At 46.8% G+C, this 16,265-nt stretch carries 14 protein-coding genes; 11 read left to right on the plus strand and 3 right to left on the minus strand.

Annotated features, from left to right (window positions below):
* Positions 1-36 precede the first annotated feature (36 nt).
* From Q3W13_RS07545 to Q3W13_RS07565, 5 genes are all read left to right on the plus strand, one after another.
* Complete coding sequence (locus tag Q3W13_RS07545) at positions 37-1,542, plus strand: NAD(P)H-hydrate dehydratase (RefSeq protein ID WP_302862596.1); 1,506 nt, start codon at positions 37-39, stop codon at positions 1,540-1,542.
* A 443-nt stretch (positions 1,543-1,985) separates the two neighbouring features.
* Complete coding sequence (locus tag Q3W13_RS07550; protein ID WP_302862598.1) at positions 1,986-2,630, plus strand: (2Fe-2S)-binding protein; 645 nt, start codon at positions 1,986-1,988, stop codon at positions 2,628-2,630.
* Positions 2,627-3,610: a xanthine dehydrogenase family protein subunit M gene (locus Q3W13_RS07555; protein ID WP_302862600.1), complete on the plus strand. Its 984-nt coding sequence runs from the start codon at positions 2,627-2,629 to the stop codon at positions 3,608-3,610. The genes Q3W13_RS07550 and Q3W13_RS07555 overlap by 4 nt, the downstream gene beginning before the upstream one ends.
* 220 nt (positions 3,611-3,830) lie before the next feature.
* Complete coding sequence (locus tag Q3W13_RS07560) at positions 3,831-5,984, plus strand: xanthine dehydrogenase family protein molybdopterin-binding subunit (RefSeq protein WP_302862601.1); 2,154 nt, start codon at positions 3,831-3,833, stop codon at positions 5,982-5,984.
* 22 nt (positions 5,985-6,006) lie between these two features.
* Positions 6,007-8,169: a xanthine dehydrogenase family protein molybdopterin-binding subunit gene (locus Q3W13_RS07565; protein ID WP_302862602.1), complete on the plus strand. Its 2,163-nt coding sequence runs from the start codon at positions 6,007-6,009 to the stop codon at positions 8,167-8,169.
* Positions 8,170-8,263: 94 nt separating this feature from the next.
* Here the strand turns inward: Q3W13_RS07565 and Q3W13_RS07570 are convergent, their stop codons facing one another.
* The 3 genes from Q3W13_RS07570 to Q3W13_RS07580 are packed head-to-tail and all read right to left on the minus strand — an operon-like array spanning position 8,264 to position 9,686.
* Positions 8,264-9,166 carry a prohibitin family protein gene (locus Q3W13_RS07570; protein ID WP_302862603.1) on the minus strand — a complete coding sequence of 301 codons (903 nt, stop codon included), beginning with the start codon at positions 9,164-9,166 and terminating at the stop codon, positions 8,264-8,266.
* Positions 9,167-9,176: 10 nt separating this feature from the next.
* Positions 9,177-9,368: a DUF6358 family protein gene (locus Q3W13_RS07575; RefSeq protein WP_302862604.1), complete on the minus strand. Its 192-nt coding sequence runs from the start codon at positions 9,366-9,368 to the stop codon at positions 9,177-9,179.
* A 3-nt stretch (positions 9,369-9,371) separates the two neighbouring features.
* A complete protein-coding gene (locus Q3W13_RS07580) occupies positions 9,372-9,686 on the minus strand; it encodes a rhodanese-like domain-containing protein (RefSeq protein ID WP_302862605.1) in 315 nt (104 codons plus the stop codon).
* A gap of 119 nt (positions 9,687-9,805) precedes the next feature.
* Here Q3W13_RS07580 and Q3W13_RS07585 point away from each other — a divergent pair, with 119 nt between their 5' ends.
* The 6 genes from Q3W13_RS07585 (at position 9,806) to Q3W13_RS07605 (ending at position 16,262) form a co-directional block, all read left to right on the plus strand.
* Positions 9,806-10,924, plus strand: coding sequence for a DUF4407 domain-containing protein (locus Q3W13_RS07585; RefSeq protein WP_302862606.1), 1,119 nt, complete (start codon positions 9,806-9,808; stop codon positions 10,922-10,924).
* Positions 10,925-10,987: 63 nt separating this feature from the next.
* The gene (locus Q3W13_RS07590) at positions 10,988-11,209 is read left to right on the plus strand and encodes a hypothetical protein (RefSeq protein WP_302862607.1); all 222 of its coding nucleotides are present in this window, start codon (positions 10,988-10,990) and stop codon (positions 11,207-11,209) included.
* Positions 11,206-11,622 (plus strand): putative toxin-antitoxin system toxin component, PIN family, encoded by a 417-nt coding sequence (locus tag Q3W13_RS07595; RefSeq protein ID WP_302862608.1) that lies wholly within the window; start codon positions 11,206-11,208, stop codon positions 11,620-11,622. The genes Q3W13_RS07590 and Q3W13_RS07595 overlap by 4 nt, the downstream gene beginning before the upstream one ends.
* Before the next feature lie 20 nt (positions 11,623-11,642).
* Positions 11,643-13,838, plus strand: coding sequence for a right-handed parallel beta-helix repeat-containing protein (locus tag Q3W13_RS07600; protein ID WP_302862609.1), 2,196 nt, complete (start codon positions 11,643-11,645; stop codon positions 13,836-13,838).
* A 34-nt stretch (positions 13,839-13,872) separates the two neighbouring features.
* On the plus strand, positions 13,873-14,028 hold the full coding sequence (locus tag Q3W13_RS25215) for a nucleotidyltransferase domain-containing protein (protein WP_368077626.1): 156 nt from the start codon (positions 13,873-13,875) through the stop codon (positions 14,026-14,028).
* A gap of 362 nt (positions 14,029-14,390) precedes the next feature.
* Positions 14,391-16,262: a M61 family metallopeptidase gene (locus Q3W13_RS07605; RefSeq protein ID WP_302862610.1), complete on the plus strand. Its 1,872-nt coding sequence runs from the start codon at positions 14,391-14,393 to the stop codon at positions 16,260-16,262.
* Positions 16,263-16,265 lie beyond the last annotated feature (3 nt).

Here is a 16,265-nt window from a genome sequence, read left to right on the forward strand (position 1 = left end):
GGCAAACAAAACCAAACAATCGTAACTTTAACCTATATGCTGCCATTGTTAACCTCACCCCAGATCCGTGAAGCGGATGCCTATACCATAGCTAATGAACCCATAAGCCCGGTTGATTTAATGGAGCGCGCCTCCAGGGCTTTTGTAAGCTGGTTTTGCAACCATTTCCCGGACAAAAAGAATGGGATAACGGTGTATTGCGGCACCGGCAACAATGGCGGCGATGGGCTGGCCATCGCCAGGATGCTAAATGAACACGCCTATAAAAGTATAAGCGTTGTTATAGCCCGGTTTTCAGACAGAGCGTCTGACGATTTTAATGCCAACCTTAAAAGATTACAGCAAAGCAGTATCCCGGTAACAGAATTGAAGCCTGGCGAAAATCCTCCGGATGAAAATAGCCCGGTGATTATAGATGCATTGCTTGGCACAGGCTTAAACAAACCGCTGGAAGGTGATTTTAAACGGCTGGCTAATTACATCAACAGCTTGCAAAGAACAGTTGTTGCGGTGGATGTGCCGACAGGCTTATTTTCAGAAGGAGAAATACCTGCGGATGCTGTCGCGGTAAAGGCGGACCTGGTAATTACCTTTCAACAACCTAAAATTAACTTCCTGCTGCCAGACTCCGCACGATATATCGATTGCTGGGAAGCGGTTAATATCGGCATCGAAGAGAATTTTGTGCGATCGCTCAACTCACCTTACCAGGCCGTAGAGGACAAGGATGTGCGTAAAATGCTAAAACCGCGGCATCGCTTTAGCAACAAAGGCACTTACGGGCACGCATTAATTGTAGCCGGACAGGAGGAAACCATGGGAGCTGCCTTATTGAGTGCATCGGCCTGTGCATATTCGGGTTCAGGATTAACCACAGCGTGCATTCCAAAAAGCGGCCTCACAGCTCTTAATGCTTCCATGCCCGAATTGATGGCTATCCCACGAAACAGTGCGGAAGTGCCTGCAATTGAGTGGGATAAATTTAGCGCAATAGGTGTTGGCCCCGGCCTTGGGAAGGGCGAGGACGCTAAGGCCTTACTGGCAGATATTTTGACTAATTATGAACAGCCTGTTGTATTAGACGCTGATGCCCTCAACCTTTTATCGGCAAACAGGGAGTTCTGGCTTGAGCTGCCTGAAAACAGTATCCTTACGCCGCACATGAAAGAGTTCGACAGACTTTTCGGTGAGCATAAAAGCTGGTGGACGCGCGTGCAAACCGGAATTGAAAAAGCAAAAGAATATAAGGTGAATATCCTCCTGAAAAACGATTATACCATCATCATCAGCCCTGATGGAAAAGTTTATTTCAATACAACAAGCAACCCCGCTATGGCTTCGGGTGGAATGGGCGATGTGCTTACCGGCATCATAACATCATTGCTTGCTCAAAAGTATTCGCCGGAAGAAGCTTGTGTCATCGGCGCCTACATTCACGGAAAGGCCGGAGATGAACTGGCGCTGCCCGGCAGGCTTAATGTAGTGCTGCCTTCGCAGGTTGCGGCGCGGCTGCCGCTTACCATGGCCAAATTAATGACATAAAAAAAGCGGTCGTAAGTATCGTACAACCGCTTTCTACTATTAACTGATCTTATAAAGAACAAAATACTCAATGGGGTGGTTGAACTTGTTCTCACTCATCTTCGTCTCATTTTCGCTTTCAAGTTCATCTTATATTTATAAGACGTTTTCACTATTTATATAGTTACAAAAAAACGGGCAATTATTTTTTTTATTGCCGACGGCCTATAATGAGAATAGTAACAACTTGATTACAGTATTGTTTGAAGGCGATTCAGAAAAAACTGCAAACCAAAATCTTTAGCTGCAACCCGCACACTAAATCTTCTGCTGCTATTTAACAGGCATTTTCCTCAACAGCTGCCTTAAAGAGTTATATAGCCAGGAACACAAAGCTTTTTATAAAAAATTTCACATCTTCAACAAAAATAGCGCTAACTTGTACTTCAATAAACACACCTGCTATGGAAGACGAAAGAGCGCATATTTTGCCCGAAGCTGACTCCGGGACAAGCGAGAATTCACGCCGCAATTTCTTAAAACAGAGTACGCTTTTAACCGCCATTGCGTTAACCCCCGCAACCGCCGTTAAAGCAGCAGAGGCGCATGTGGATGAGAAAATTGCCGGGGCATTTGAAAAAATGCCCGTAAAACTGGAGGTGAATGGTATTAATCATAGCCTGTCTGTTGAGCCACGCGCTACTTTACTGGATATTTTACGCGAGCAATTAGACCTTACCGGTACCAAAAAGGGTTGCGACCACGGCCAGTGCGGTGCATGTACTGTGCACGTGGATGGCAGGCGCGTGAACAGCTGCTTAACGCTTGGCGTAATGGTTAACGGTAAAAAGATAACCACTATTGAAGGGCTTGCCAAAGGAGATGAACTGCACCCTATGCAGGAAGCATTTATTAAACACGATGGCTTTCAGTGCGGGTATTGCACACCGGGCCAAATCATGTCGGCAGTGGCTTGTATCCGCGAAGGGCATGCGAATTCGGAAATGGAAATTCGTGAGTATATGAGCGGAAACATCTGCCGCTGCGGAGCTTATCCGAACATTGTGAATGCTATACAGGAGGTAAAGGAAGGAGGCTTTAAGGTATGAAGCCATTTCAATATACAAAAGCTGTAACCCAGCAAAGCGCTATAGAGGCCATTGCCAAACCGGGAGTAAAGATTATTGCGGGCGGCACCAATCTTGTCGACCTAATGAAACGGGGAGTGACTGCGCCCGATAAACTGGTGGATATTAATAATCTGCCCCTAAAAAGTATCAGCCTTGATAAGGCGGGCCAGCTGCATATTGGGGCATTGGCCTTAAACAGCACGGTATCCGAAAGTCCGTTAGTGCTTGAACAGCAACCTTTACTGGCCATGGCGCTCAAAGCAGGGGCATCGCCGCAACTGCGCAATATGGCTACCGTTGGTGGTAATATGATGCAGCGCACACGTTGCGCTTACTTTTACGACACCACGATGCCCTGCAATAAACGCCAGCCCGGAAGCGGGTGCGGTGCATTAGAAGGATATAACCGGATGCATGCCATTTTTGGCACAAGCAACAAATGCATTGCCGTTCATCCGAGCGATATGTGTGTGGCGTTGGCAGCGCTCGGGGCCGAGGTAACCGTCAGCAGCCGCAAAGGCTCACGGGTAATTCCTTTTACGGACTTCCATCGCTTGCCGGGTGATCACCCTGAAAAAGACAACACGCTGGCCGATGGCGAGCTGATAACCGGTGTTGTCATCAGCAATAACAAATTCGCCAAAAACAGCTATTATTTGAAGATACGCGACAGGCAATCGTATGCCTTTGCGCTGGTATCTGTAGCTGCCGCCCTGGAAATAAATAACGGAACAATTAAAGAGGCGCGTTTAGCTATGGGTGGCGTGGCGCATAAACCATGGCGTTTATATGATGCCGAGAAGGCCTTAGCAGGCAAACCTGCAAACGAAGAAAGCTTTAACCAGGCCGCTCAAATTGCGATGCAGGGCGCAAAGGGGTACCAATTTAATTCGTTTAAGCTGAAGCTCGCGCCGGCAGCTATTACTGAGGCGTTGAAGCATGCGGCCGGTATAGCGTAAATGATGCATGGCCCCAATTGATATAATGGAAGCAACCGGCCCTAGGGGCCAAATATTGGCAGAATAGAACAACGAAGCACTCACCGCCCGATAGATGCGGCGTTCATGCATAATATCATGTTGCGCACCGGCGCCCGGATATCGTTAATTGCGTTTTGCTAATACCAATATTGAGGCTCCTAACGGAGCCAAAAATGTACACTTAACGGAATGACATCAAATGACAAATAACCAATCAACCAAAGGCTTAAGCCGCATCGATGGCCGCCTGAAAGTTACCGGCGCTGCACGTTATTCCGCGGAATTTGCGCCAGCCGGGATGGTTTATGGCGTATTGGTGGGCAGCACCATTACTAAAGGGACAATCAAGTCGATCGACAGCAAGGCGGCTGAAAGGGCGCCGGGAGTTTTATCAGTGATTACTCATCAAAACTGCCCGAGAATCGCAGGATACCAGGTTGAGCCCGGAAAAAAAGAACCGGAAAAGGGCACTTACAAGCTTTTTTATAACAATAAGATTTTATTTAACGGGCAGCCTATCGCTATTGTAATTGCTGATACGTTCGAGCGGGCGCTGTATGCGGCATCATTGGTAAAGGCGCAATATAACGCAGCGGAACATAACACCCGTTTAATTGACCAGAAGCACGAGGCTTTTGCACCGGAAGGCGATGGTACCAGTAAGCGCGGGGAAGCCGACGCCTGGAAGACGGCGCCATTTAAACTGGAGCAGGAATACATTATTCCATCAGAAGTCCACAGCCCGATGGAACTGCATGCCATAATAGCCAAGTGGGATGCCGCGGACAGGCTGACGGTATGGACGAAAACACAGGGCGTGCAGGACACCCGCGACGGCATTGCCAGTATATTTAAGCTGCCCAGGGAAAACATACAGGTGAACTCCAAATTTGTGGGTGGCGCTTTCGGCAGCGCATTACAGGTATGGCCCCATGAAGTGGCAGCGATCGTTGCAGCAAAATTGGTTAAGCGACCGGTAAAATTAGTGCTTGGCAGGGCCGACATGTTTACATCGGTTGGCTATCGTCCGCATACCTGGCAAAAAATAGGTATTGGCGCTACAGCTGATGGTAAACTGGTTGGAATAACCCATGAAGCCATTGGACAAACCTCTGCTTACGAAGATTTTAATGAAGGGCCGATTGGTGTTAGCCGCGCAACCTACGCGTGTGCAAACGTAAATACCCTTTATAAATTAAGCGCACTGGATATTGGCTCGCCCACCTGGATGCGCGGTCCGGGCGAAGCAACGGGCGCATTTGCCCTGGAGTCGGCCCTGGATGAATTGTCTTACCAATTAAATATTGATCCGGTTGAATTGCGTATCATCAACCATGCGGATACCGACCCGGAAAGCGGGAAGCCATTTTCGAGCAAATATTTAAAGGAGGCTTATAAATTAGGAGCAGACGCTATCGGGTGGAGCGACCGGAAAACTAAACCGGGCGCGACCGCCCAGAACGGCTGGCTGGTTGGTTATGGCATGGGAGGCGGCATGTTCGGCGCTTACCGCGATAAGGCGGCAGCCCGGGTGGTGATGAAGGACGACGGCACTTTGCTGATACAAACGGCGGTAAGCGATATAGGCCCGGGAACAGGTACGATGATTGTGACAATAGCATCAGAGGAGATGGGCCTGCCGGCGGAAAAGATTAAGTTTGACCTGGGCGATTCATCGCTTCCGCTGGCGCCAAGCCAGGGCGGCTCGGGCACCACGGCAACAGTAGGATCTGCAGTTTACCAGGCTTGTACCGACCTGAAGGAAAATTTTCAAAAACTGGCAGGTAATGGCGGCACCGACAAGCCTGACTATGCTGCCATATTGAAACGCAATAACCTGCAAAAGCTGGAAGTTACCAGCACCACGAACGGTGGACCGGAACGCGATAAGTACGCCATGTACGCGTGGTCGGTCCATTTTGTGAAGGTTTTGGTACACCCGGCAACCGGTGTGGTTAAAATAGATAAAGCCGTATGCGTGGCGGATTGCGGCCATGTAGTTAGCCCTAAGACTGCGCGAAGCCAGCTAATAGGAGGCGCCATCGGCGGCATAGGCATGGCGTTGATGGAGGAAGTGGTAATAGACCACCGTTATGGCAGGCTGGTTAACAATAACTTTGCTGACTACCATGTGCCGGTTAATGCGGACATCCCGCAAATAGAGGCCATTTTTGTGAACAAACCGGACCCTTATATCAACCCAATGGGTGCTAAAGGCATGGCCGAAATAGCCTTAATTGGTATGGCGCCGGCTGTTGCTAATGCTGTGTATAACGCTACAGGCAAGAGGGTTAGGGAATTACCGATTACACCTGATAAGTTGTTAGGCAAAGATGGTGCGATGGAAAGTTGAACTGTTGTAATGTTAGAATGTTATGAAAGTTAAAGAGACGGCAATACCTGGAAACCATAACTTAATGCCCGATGACAGGACAGGGAAGTCTGCCCTAAGCCGTGTTGACGGCAGACTAAAAGTTACCGGCAAAGCCAAATATTCTGCAGAATACAATGTTAAAGATTTGGTATATGGAGTGATGGTTGGCAGTTCTGTCACCAAAGGAACCATTAAATCCATCGACACAAAAAAAGCAGAAAATGCGCCGGGTGTGCTTTCTGTGCTTACTTACCTTAACGCGCCTAAAATTCCGGGGTACCAGGCGGATAACCCTTCGCCAAAAGGCCCGCTCAAGATATTTTACAATAACCAGGTTTATTTTAATGGCCAGCCCATTGCGCTGGTAGTAGCCGATACGTTTGAGCGGGCGCTCTTTGCATCGACCCTGGTCACCGCGACTTACGATACCGAGGCCCACCAAACTAACCTGCTCACCAATCTCGACAAAGGGGTTTCTACCCGCCGGGAAGATAAAGACTTTGTTAAGGGGCAGGCAAACGCGTGGCAGTCGGCGCCGGTGAAGGTGGATGCAGAGTATATCATCCCGACAGAGGTGCACAACCCCATGGAGCTGCATGCTATAATTGCCCGGTGGGATGCGGGTGATAAGGTGAGCGTTTATACTAAAACCCAGGGCGTTAAATCTTCGCAAAGAAGCATTGCGCAGGCATTTAAGCTGCCACCAGATAACGTACAGGTTACCGCGCCATTTGTCGGCGGAGCATTTGGTTCGGCCTTACGGACCTGGCCTCATGAGATAGCTGCTGTACTGGCATCAAAGGTAGTGGGTAAACCTGTTAAGCTGGTGCTGAGCCGCGCTGATATGTTTACGTCAGTAGGCTATCGCCCGTTTACCTGGCAAAAGGTTAGTTTAGGTGCGGGCGCGGATGGTAAACTTACCGGCATTACGCATGAGGCTACCGGGCAATCATCCGTTTATGAAGATTTTACGGAAGGAGTGGTGAATATCAGTCAGCTGATGTATGCCTGTCCGAATATCAATACCCGGTACAGGCTCGTATCGCTCAATGTAAATACTCCGACGCCGATGCGCGGGCCGGGCGAGGCCACGGGCGCCTTTGCGCTGGAATCGGCGATGGATGAATTATCGTATGCCTTAAACATCGACCCCATTGAGCTGCGCATGCGCAATTACGCCGAAACCGACCCATCAAACAACAAGCCTTATTCGAGCAAATTCCTGGCAGAGGCCTACAAAATAGGGGCAGAGAAAATTGGCTGGACCGAACGCAGCCAAAAGCCGGGTACAATATTGCAAAATGGCTGGCACATAGGCTATGGAATGGCGGCAGGCATGTTTGGTGCACATCGCAGCTCATCAACCGTTACTGCAAAAATGCAGGCCGACGGAACGCTGGTTTTACAAACAGCAGTTACAGATATCGGGCCTGGTACGGGAACTGCAATGGCCTCGGTAGCAACCGGGGTAATGGATATTCCCGCTGACAAAATTAAGATCGTGCTGGGCGACTCGTCACTGCCTCCTTCGCCTACGCAGGGCGGCTCGCAGATTGCTGCCACAGTGGGTTCGGCCGTGCACGATGCCTGCACTGAACTTAAAGAGAAATTTAAATCGATGGCCGGTAATACCGACCCGGCTGACTATATAAAGATACTAAAGCAGCAGGGGCTGGACCACCTGGAAGTTACCACCACTTCGAAAAGCGGACCGGAGCAGGGGAAATATTCCATGTATTCCTGGTCGGTTCATTTTATGCGTGTTTTGGTGCACCCGGCTACCGGGGTCGTTAAAATCGATAAGGCGATTTCTGTAGCTGATGCCGGACAAATATTAAGCCCTAAAACCGCCCGCAGCCAGATGATCGGCGGTACTATTATGGGTATAGGCATGGCGCTGATGGAAGAAGCTGTTATAGACCACCGCTACGGCCGCCTGGTAAACAACAACTTTGCCGATTACCATGTGCCTGTACAAGCTGATATTCCCCAGGTGGAAGCCTACTTCGTTAATAAGGCCGATAATATACTAAACCCCATCGGGGCCAAAGGCATGGGCGAGATTGCGACCATCGGCGTTGCGGCAGCTGTGGCTAATGCCGTTTATAATGCTACCGGAAAACGGGTGCGGGAACTGCCAATTACGCCGGATAAGCTGTTGTGAACAGGACTAAATTCCCAATATCCCAACTCCAGGAATAAGTATCGTTTTTAAGTATTATATCCGGCGGTATTGGGCTTACCGTAACTAGCAACTTTTACTTATCACTCAGCATTATCGGGTTATTTTTTCCGCCGATGATAATTACCTTGGTATTTGGTGACAATGCTATTTCCTTTTGCGCCTTGATGCTCTCGTACATCAATTGCTTGTCTGACAACCCGGTTGAAAGTATCTTCTGATAGTCGGCTATACCCTGGGCCTCTACGCGTTTGCGGTCGGCCTCCTGGCGCTCTTTCTGAAGCACGAACTGCATTTTTTGCGCATCCTGCTCAGCCTGTATCTTCGACTCAATGCTGGCGCGAACAGTAGCTGGCAAACTGATATTGCGCACTAAAACCTGTTGCACCAGCAGACCGTTTCGTGCAAAATTATCTATAATGGTTTTGTTGATCCTGGCCTGAAACTCGCCGCGCTTGGTTGAATATAAGTCGACCGCAACATAGTTCACGGCATTATCGCGGATGGCGGTACGGGTAATGGGGCGCACAATTTTATCCTCGTAGTTTGCGCCGATATTTTGCAGGATGAATGGCGCTTTAGCGGAATTTATTTTATATAGAACAGAAAGGTCGATGGTTACCTCAAGCCCGTCGGAAGAAAGCACCCGGATGGCATCGTCGCCCGGTTGCTGTCCTTCATTCTCTTTGGCGCTCATGGTATAATTTTCCGTTTGAACGCTAAAAGTTGTTACTTCTACAAAAGGGTTAATTATGTGCAGGCCGCTTTCAAGCACACCATCCTGCACCTTGCCGAAAAGCACCTGTACGCCAACTTTACCAGGATCAATGATCTTTATGCTGGATACCAGTATTCCTAAAAGGATAACCAAAACAGCTATTCTGTTAATTGTACCGGCAAAGCGGCTTCCCGGCTCGGGGGAACGTTTGAGTACTATGCCCACTATAAGGGCAATAACTCCTAAAATTGCAATAAGCATGGCGTTAGTGCTAAGGTTTTTTCTGAGCGTTTTTTACATCTTTTAAAAGCCTCACCTTTAGCACTACTAATATAACAATAATTGCAGCGGCCGGGAGCAAATAAATATAATGCCCCTGGGCTATGCCGTAGTTATACCCGGCTATAATACAAAGGAATATGCCGATGGTGTACAGCACATTCAAAAACATTTTTAACGCCATGGCTTAATACACGTTGATGGTTGGGTCAATCTGGTCGGCCCAGGCTAAAATGCCGCCCTGCAGGTTATACAAGTTGGTATATCCCTTCTGTTCAAGCTGCATAATGGCCGCGGCACTGCGTTTACCGCTGCGGCACATTACCACTACCGGCTTATCCTTTGAGATCTTTTCTGCTTCAATTAAAATCCCCCCCAACGGAATCGACAGCCCGCCAAGGTTGCTCATTTCATACTCGAAATCCTCGCGCACATCAATCAGCTGAAAATCCTCGCCGCTGTCTTTTTTATCTTTTAATTCCTGTACTGTAATTTCTTTCATGTCTTTACGATGTAATAAATGTCAAAGGTAGCTGTTATCATTCAAATATTTAAGTCTGTTGTTTGTAACATTCAATCCCTTATGGCGTTTCATATTAAATTGTATTTAAGATAATACTAATGAAGAAGGTTACGCGCTTTTTCTGGTTCTGTTCCGGAGCACATATAGGCACTTTAAAGAAATATCCCCTCGAGCATAATAAATACGTTGGAATTGGCGCTACTATATTTTTTACGGCATTGTTTGCCTCCTTATCCGGCGGGTACGCTATGTACTTTGTTTTTGCAGGAAACCACGCCGCCTGGGTTTTCGCTATTTTATTCGGTTTGTTATGGGGAACAGCTATTTTTAATTTAGACAGGTATATTGTATCCAGCATTGATAAAACCGGGACAACCAATCAGCAGATCTTACAGGCGTCGCCCCGTATCCTGCTGGCGATAATGATAGGTATTGTAATATCCCGTCCCCTGGAATTGAAAATATTCGATAAGGAAATTCGCCAGAAGCTAAAGACCGCCTACCTTAAAGGCCAGCATCGCCGGATTGATACCCTGACAAAAACATACAACGACAAGTATGCCATGGAGCTGCGTAAGAGCGCTGAGCTAAAGCGTGAAAAAGACTCACTCGAAAACGACATTAATAACTCGCGCGTGCAGCTTAACCAGGAAGTTTTCGGCGAGAAAAACGACCAGACCTCGGGCATTGTGGGTTATGGCACTTATGCCAAACAAAAGCAGCAGGTGTTACAGGAAAAAGAAGACCGCCTGAAAACCGTAATGGAAGACCAGGGAAAAATGGAAGACTACCTTAGCCGGCGGAAAGATTTTGAGGGCGTAACCAATACCCGCCTGTTTACCGAACATCAATTGGACAGCCTTTCGAACGTTGCGGGTTTCAGCGACCGCAACTGGGCCCTGGGGCAGCTGTCGTACAACGAAAACGGCACGCGTGATTTAGACACCTTCCTGGCCGAATCGTTTATTAGCTGGCTGTTTATTTTGTTCGAGTGTTTGCCGGTGTTTGTTAAGCTGATGTCGCCACGGGGTGCGTATGATATTGCTGTAGCCAAAATTGGCGAAGCGGACATTCACTACGCTGAGCGGGATAAAGAACGGCACATAAGGGTGACAGACGAAGTTTATGACCACCGCCTGGAGCGCGATATAGATAAAGAGAAAAAGATTATTTCAGCACAGTCTGATTATGATTTTGAGCGGCACCGGTACGATTGATGGCGGAGCTGCGATATCAGCCATATTTTTTTATATTTATATTTTTTAACAAACGACAATCCGATGGAAACCGCTGGAAAGTTAACGAATGTGCAATTGGAATTATTGAAATTGTTTCAATACGATTTGCCCGATACGCAATTAGCGGAAATCAAGAATATATTGGTTCGTTATTTCGCCAAGAGTGCAGCTGACGAAATGGATAAGCTATGGGCAGAGAACGGTTGGACCAATGAAACAATGGAAGCCTGGGCCAATGAACATTTAAGAAAAAGTAACCAATGATTGTAGTGTTGGACACGAATGTCCTGCTAATTTCAATTGCCCCAAAATCGGTATTCAGACCAATTATCGATTCCCTGATAAATGGCAGATTTAACCTTGTCCTAACGAACGACATTTTATCTGAATATACTGAAATATTAGAGCGAAAAGCCAATGCCATAGTGGCAAACAACATTGCAGAAATGCTCCTTAGCCTTGACAATTTGAACAAGGTTGAGGTATATTTTGAATGGAAGCTTATAGAAAATGATCCCGACGATAATAAATATGTCGACGATGCAATTGCAGGCAGCGCCGACTTTATTGTTAGTAACGACCAGCATTTCAATGTTTTGAAGAACGTCGACTTCCCAAAAGTAAATGTCGTCAGTATTCATGAATTCATGGGGCTCATCTCCGGGAAATTAATTTAACTTGGCGGGATATTTTTAAGATGAAAAAACTAAAAACTATCCGGCATTTTCTTTTTGTGCTTGCAGGCGCCTTGCTTGCGCAGTACACCTATGCGCAACAAAAGCAAGTTGAGTTAACAAATGGCATGGTTATCAGCCATTCAGTCACTATAAAAAAGCAGGTTTACCATTTTAACGGGACTGATTCTTTATCCGCAGCCCATGTAACCATAAAGGGTAATAATATCACGATTGATTTCAATGGCGCTGTAATTCAGGGAAGTAGTAATATTGAAAATCAGGATACATTTAAAGGTATCGGTATAATCATTAAGGGCGGTGAAAATATTACCATAAAGAATTTAATAGTAAAAGGTTATAAAGTTGGCCTGATGGCCCGCGGTGTAAATAATCTGCACATCGATAACAGCGATTTCAGCTTTAATTACCGTCAGCATCTGAACAGCACCCGCGATCGGGAAGATCTGGCCGACTGGCAAAGCTATCATCACAACGAAAATGGTGAATGGCTGCGCTACGGCGCCGGCGTTTATATGCAAAATTGCAACCATTTTGATGTAAGGCATACTACCATTACCAACGGCCAGTGCGGACTGATGCTTACCAATTGTAATGACGGCATCGTAACAGAGAACAACTTTTCGTTTAACTCCGGATTGGGATTAGGCATGTACCGCAGCAGCAGGAACGTTGTTTTATATAACAACCTCGACTGGAATGTACGTGGTTACAGCGATGGCGTTTATTACAGGGGACAGGATTCGGCCGGGATTCTTGTTTTTGAACAGTGTAATGATAACCAGTTTCTGCGTAATTCGGTAACGCACTCAGGAGATGGCTTTTTCCTTTGGGCCGGGCAATCAACCATGGATACAGGCAAGGGCGGCTGCAACGGCAATATACTTTATGGAAACGATTTTTCTTATGCTCCCACAAATGGCGTAGAGCTGACGTTTAGCCGGAACAGGATATTAAACAACATCATACACGACTGCTGGCATGGCGTATGGGGTGGCTTTAGTTATAATTCTGCCATCGCTAATAATGATTTTGCAGGCAATATATCTGCCATCGCTATTGAACACGGAATGAAAGATACTATCGCCCAAAATAAATTTGAGGGCGATAAAGTGGCGATTGAGCTATGGTCGAACCCGAAAATGGCAAAAACTTATGGTTATGTTCAGAAAAGAGATACCCGGAGCGTGGATTACCTGGTAAGCGATAACACTTTTACCAATGTCAAAAAAACACTTAACATCAAGCATACCGACAGTATTACCATTGTAAACAATAAGTTATTGCAAAGCAGTATGCCTGAAAAGCTTGATTCAACCGTTACACATGTTACGTTTAGTAAAAATGACGAACACGCGGAACCGGGTCATAAAGATTACAGCTATGGAATTCCGGGTATGGTGCCAGCAACACCTAAAGCACTGCCAAAAGGCTTTCCGCGCGGCCGCAAATACATCATGATGAATGAATGGGGGCCATATAATTTCAGCTACCCAATAGCCTGGTGGCAAAAAACCGAGAACAGCGGCAAAATGCATTTTGACATGATGGGGCCTTCCGGGCAATGGAAAATTTTGAAAACAAAAGGCGTGTCGCAGCCTTCGGCTACTTCGGGCAAATTCCCGGGGGAGCTTACTTTGCAAAGGGACAATTCATCACTAACTGATATCGACATAGAATTTCAATATACGGGCAGCGCAGTAACTTCGCCATTTGGTGTAAAATACAACGCGGGGCAGCCATATATATTTCATTACCGCGAGTTTGCCATTCCTTACAACTGGCAGATGAAATGGTTTACATTTGACGATAGCAACGACCCTGTAAAGCATGCGGCAGAATTTAAAAAGCTAATTTCGGGTACCCCTGTTAAAACCACCGAAGGGAAAGAGCTGCATAACGTTTTCGGAAAGAACTTCGGTAAGAACATTGCCCGCCAAAAAATAGCGACGGTTTCTACAACTGATATAGATGTTCCTGAAGCTACTTATAAAATCGGCATCAGCGCTTCAGAACTGGTGAAGCTGTATGTAGATGACAAACTGCTTATTGAGAACTGGGACCCAGCCAAATTAAAAAACGACGAAGACAACCATAAGGATGGCATCATTCATTTAAAAGGAAAGCATACTATCCGAATTGAACAGGCGCAGTACGGCGATTATGGAATGCTGAATCTGGTGGTGAAGAAGCTGTGAGATTGCTAAAATTGAAACGAAAGAAGCTATACTTGTGTTGCTATGCAGTTTATCTTCTAATGATATCCAGATTGTTAAGGATTACTTTTCCGGTCAGCCGGTATTAAAGGCGTATCTTTCTGGTTCATATTCCCGGGATGAGGCTGACACCAACAGCGATATTGATATTTTGGTTGACCTTGATTACTAAACGCATATAGGCCTCAGCTTTGTTACTATGCAATCTGAACTCCAGCAGCGTCTTCAAAAGAAAATTGATTTAGTATCGTCAAGGCGCGTTTCTAAATATATTAAGCCTTTATAGACAAAGACAAGGTGCTGATATATGAAAGGTAAAATTGGCCGCAACAACCTGACAAACGGGCGTATTGCATATACTCTCGCCAACAAAAAGGTGATTGAATAATACTTAAGGGCGTATGCGATACGCCCCTACAATTACAGACCGACGACTTCGGACTTTTCGGTCTTTCCTGTCTTTGCTAACTTCCCGCCAACTTATTACACAACAATTCCCATATAAATAGTAATTTCAACTTTTTAACTGACTTCATGAAAAAACTATTACTCTCAGCGGCGGCCGGGCTCATGGCAACCGCAGCAATTGCACAATCACCAACCAGGCCCATATTTTATTCTATATCATTCGCCAATGCAGCCCATCACGAAGCGGAAATTGTGATGTTTGTGCCACAGGTGCCGGATGGAAATTTCAAAGTCCGCATGAGCCGCTCATCGGCAGGGCGTTATGCCACGCATGAATTCGGTAAAAATGTTTACAATGTAAAGGCTACCGATGCCAAAGGGAAAGAACTGCCATTGAAGCAAATAGAGGGCGATGTGTATGAGGTTGGCTCTCATCCCGAAACAGTAAAAATAAGCTACACGCTGTTTGCTAACCATACCGATGGCACCTACGCCAGCGTTGACCCGAGCCATGCGCACTTAAACATGCCGGCCGCATTTATGTGGATCCCCGGCCTTGAAAACAGGCCCATACAGTTTGAATTTAACGACCTGGATAAATACGGCTGGCGTGTGGCCACCCAGCTTAAGCATGAGAGCGGCAAAATTTACAGTGCGCCCAATATGCAATACATGATGGACAGCCCGACCGAGCTTTCCGCTTATAAGGAAAAAAGCTGGGATGTAGTAAACACCGATGGAAAAACCGAAAAGATAAACCTGACCATACACTCTGACGATAACCAGGGCGTAATAGATAATTTCGCTGCCATGCTGCAAAAGCTGGTGTTGGAAGAAAAGGCGGTTTTCGGCGAGCTGCCAACTTATGATTATGGTGAATACACTTTCCTTGACGATGTTTATCCAACCGTGTCGGGCGATGGTATGGAGCACCGCAACTCCACCTGCATTGTGCAGCCTGCGCCAAAAGTTGAAGGTTATGAAAATGATTTATTGGGAACCTTTGCACATGAATATTTTCATAGCTGGAATGTGAAGCGGATCCGCCCTAAATCACTGGAGCCGTTTAACTTTGAACATGCCGATATGAGCAGCGAGCTGTGGTTTGCAGAGGGCTTTACCCAATACTATGGCGAACTGCTGCTGGTGCGCTCAGGTTTTATTAAGCCTGATGATTATACAGGTACTATAGCAGGCCTGGTAAATTCAGTGCTGAATAAGCCTGCATCAAAACACTATACCGCTCCGCAAATGAGCCGTTATTCGGTTTTTGCCGATGCTGGTGTCTCTATCGACCCAAACAATAACAATAACATTTTCACCAGCTATTATTTTTATGGCGACGCGATAGCCCTGGCGCTTGACTTGCGCCTGCGCAGCGACTTTAACCTTACGCTTGACGATTACATGCGTACCGTTTGGCTTAATCGCGGCAAGGTAATGAAACCCTACACCATCCCGGATTTGCAGGCTGATCTTGCCCAGGTAACCAAAAATCCAAAATTCGCAGCAGAGTTTTTCAGCAAATACATCAATGGTTTAGAAAAGAATGATTACGAAGCACTCCTGGCCAAGGCTGGATTTGTGTTGCGTAAAGCCGCTCCCGGCAAAGCCTGGGCAGGGCCGCTTTCCGTTGCGCAAAACCGCGGGCGCTCGGGTGTGGCAAGAACGACTGGATCGGCAGGACTGCCAATACAAGCGAGCACTGTACAGGGCACGCCCATTTACAAGGCCGGGCTGGATGCAGGCGACGTGATTATAAAAGCTGATGGCAAAGAGGTGACGGACGCCAAATCGTTTACAGACATTGTGGCTGCAAAAAATATAGGTGATAAAATTGTGGTTAACTACCGCAATCGTACAGGCGACCATGAAACCACGATAGTACTGGAAGAAAACCCTGCGCTTGAGGTTGTCCCCGCCGAAAAAGCCGGAAAGACTTTAACTAAAGAACAGGAAGCATTCCGTAACAATTGGCTGTCAAGCAAAGTCAAATAAAAC

The sequence above is a fragment of the Mucilaginibacter sp. L3T2-6 genome (assembly GCF_030519355.1).
Taxonomy (GTDB): domain Bacteria; phylum Bacteroidota; class Bacteroidia; order Sphingobacteriales; family Sphingobacteriaceae; genus Mucilaginibacter.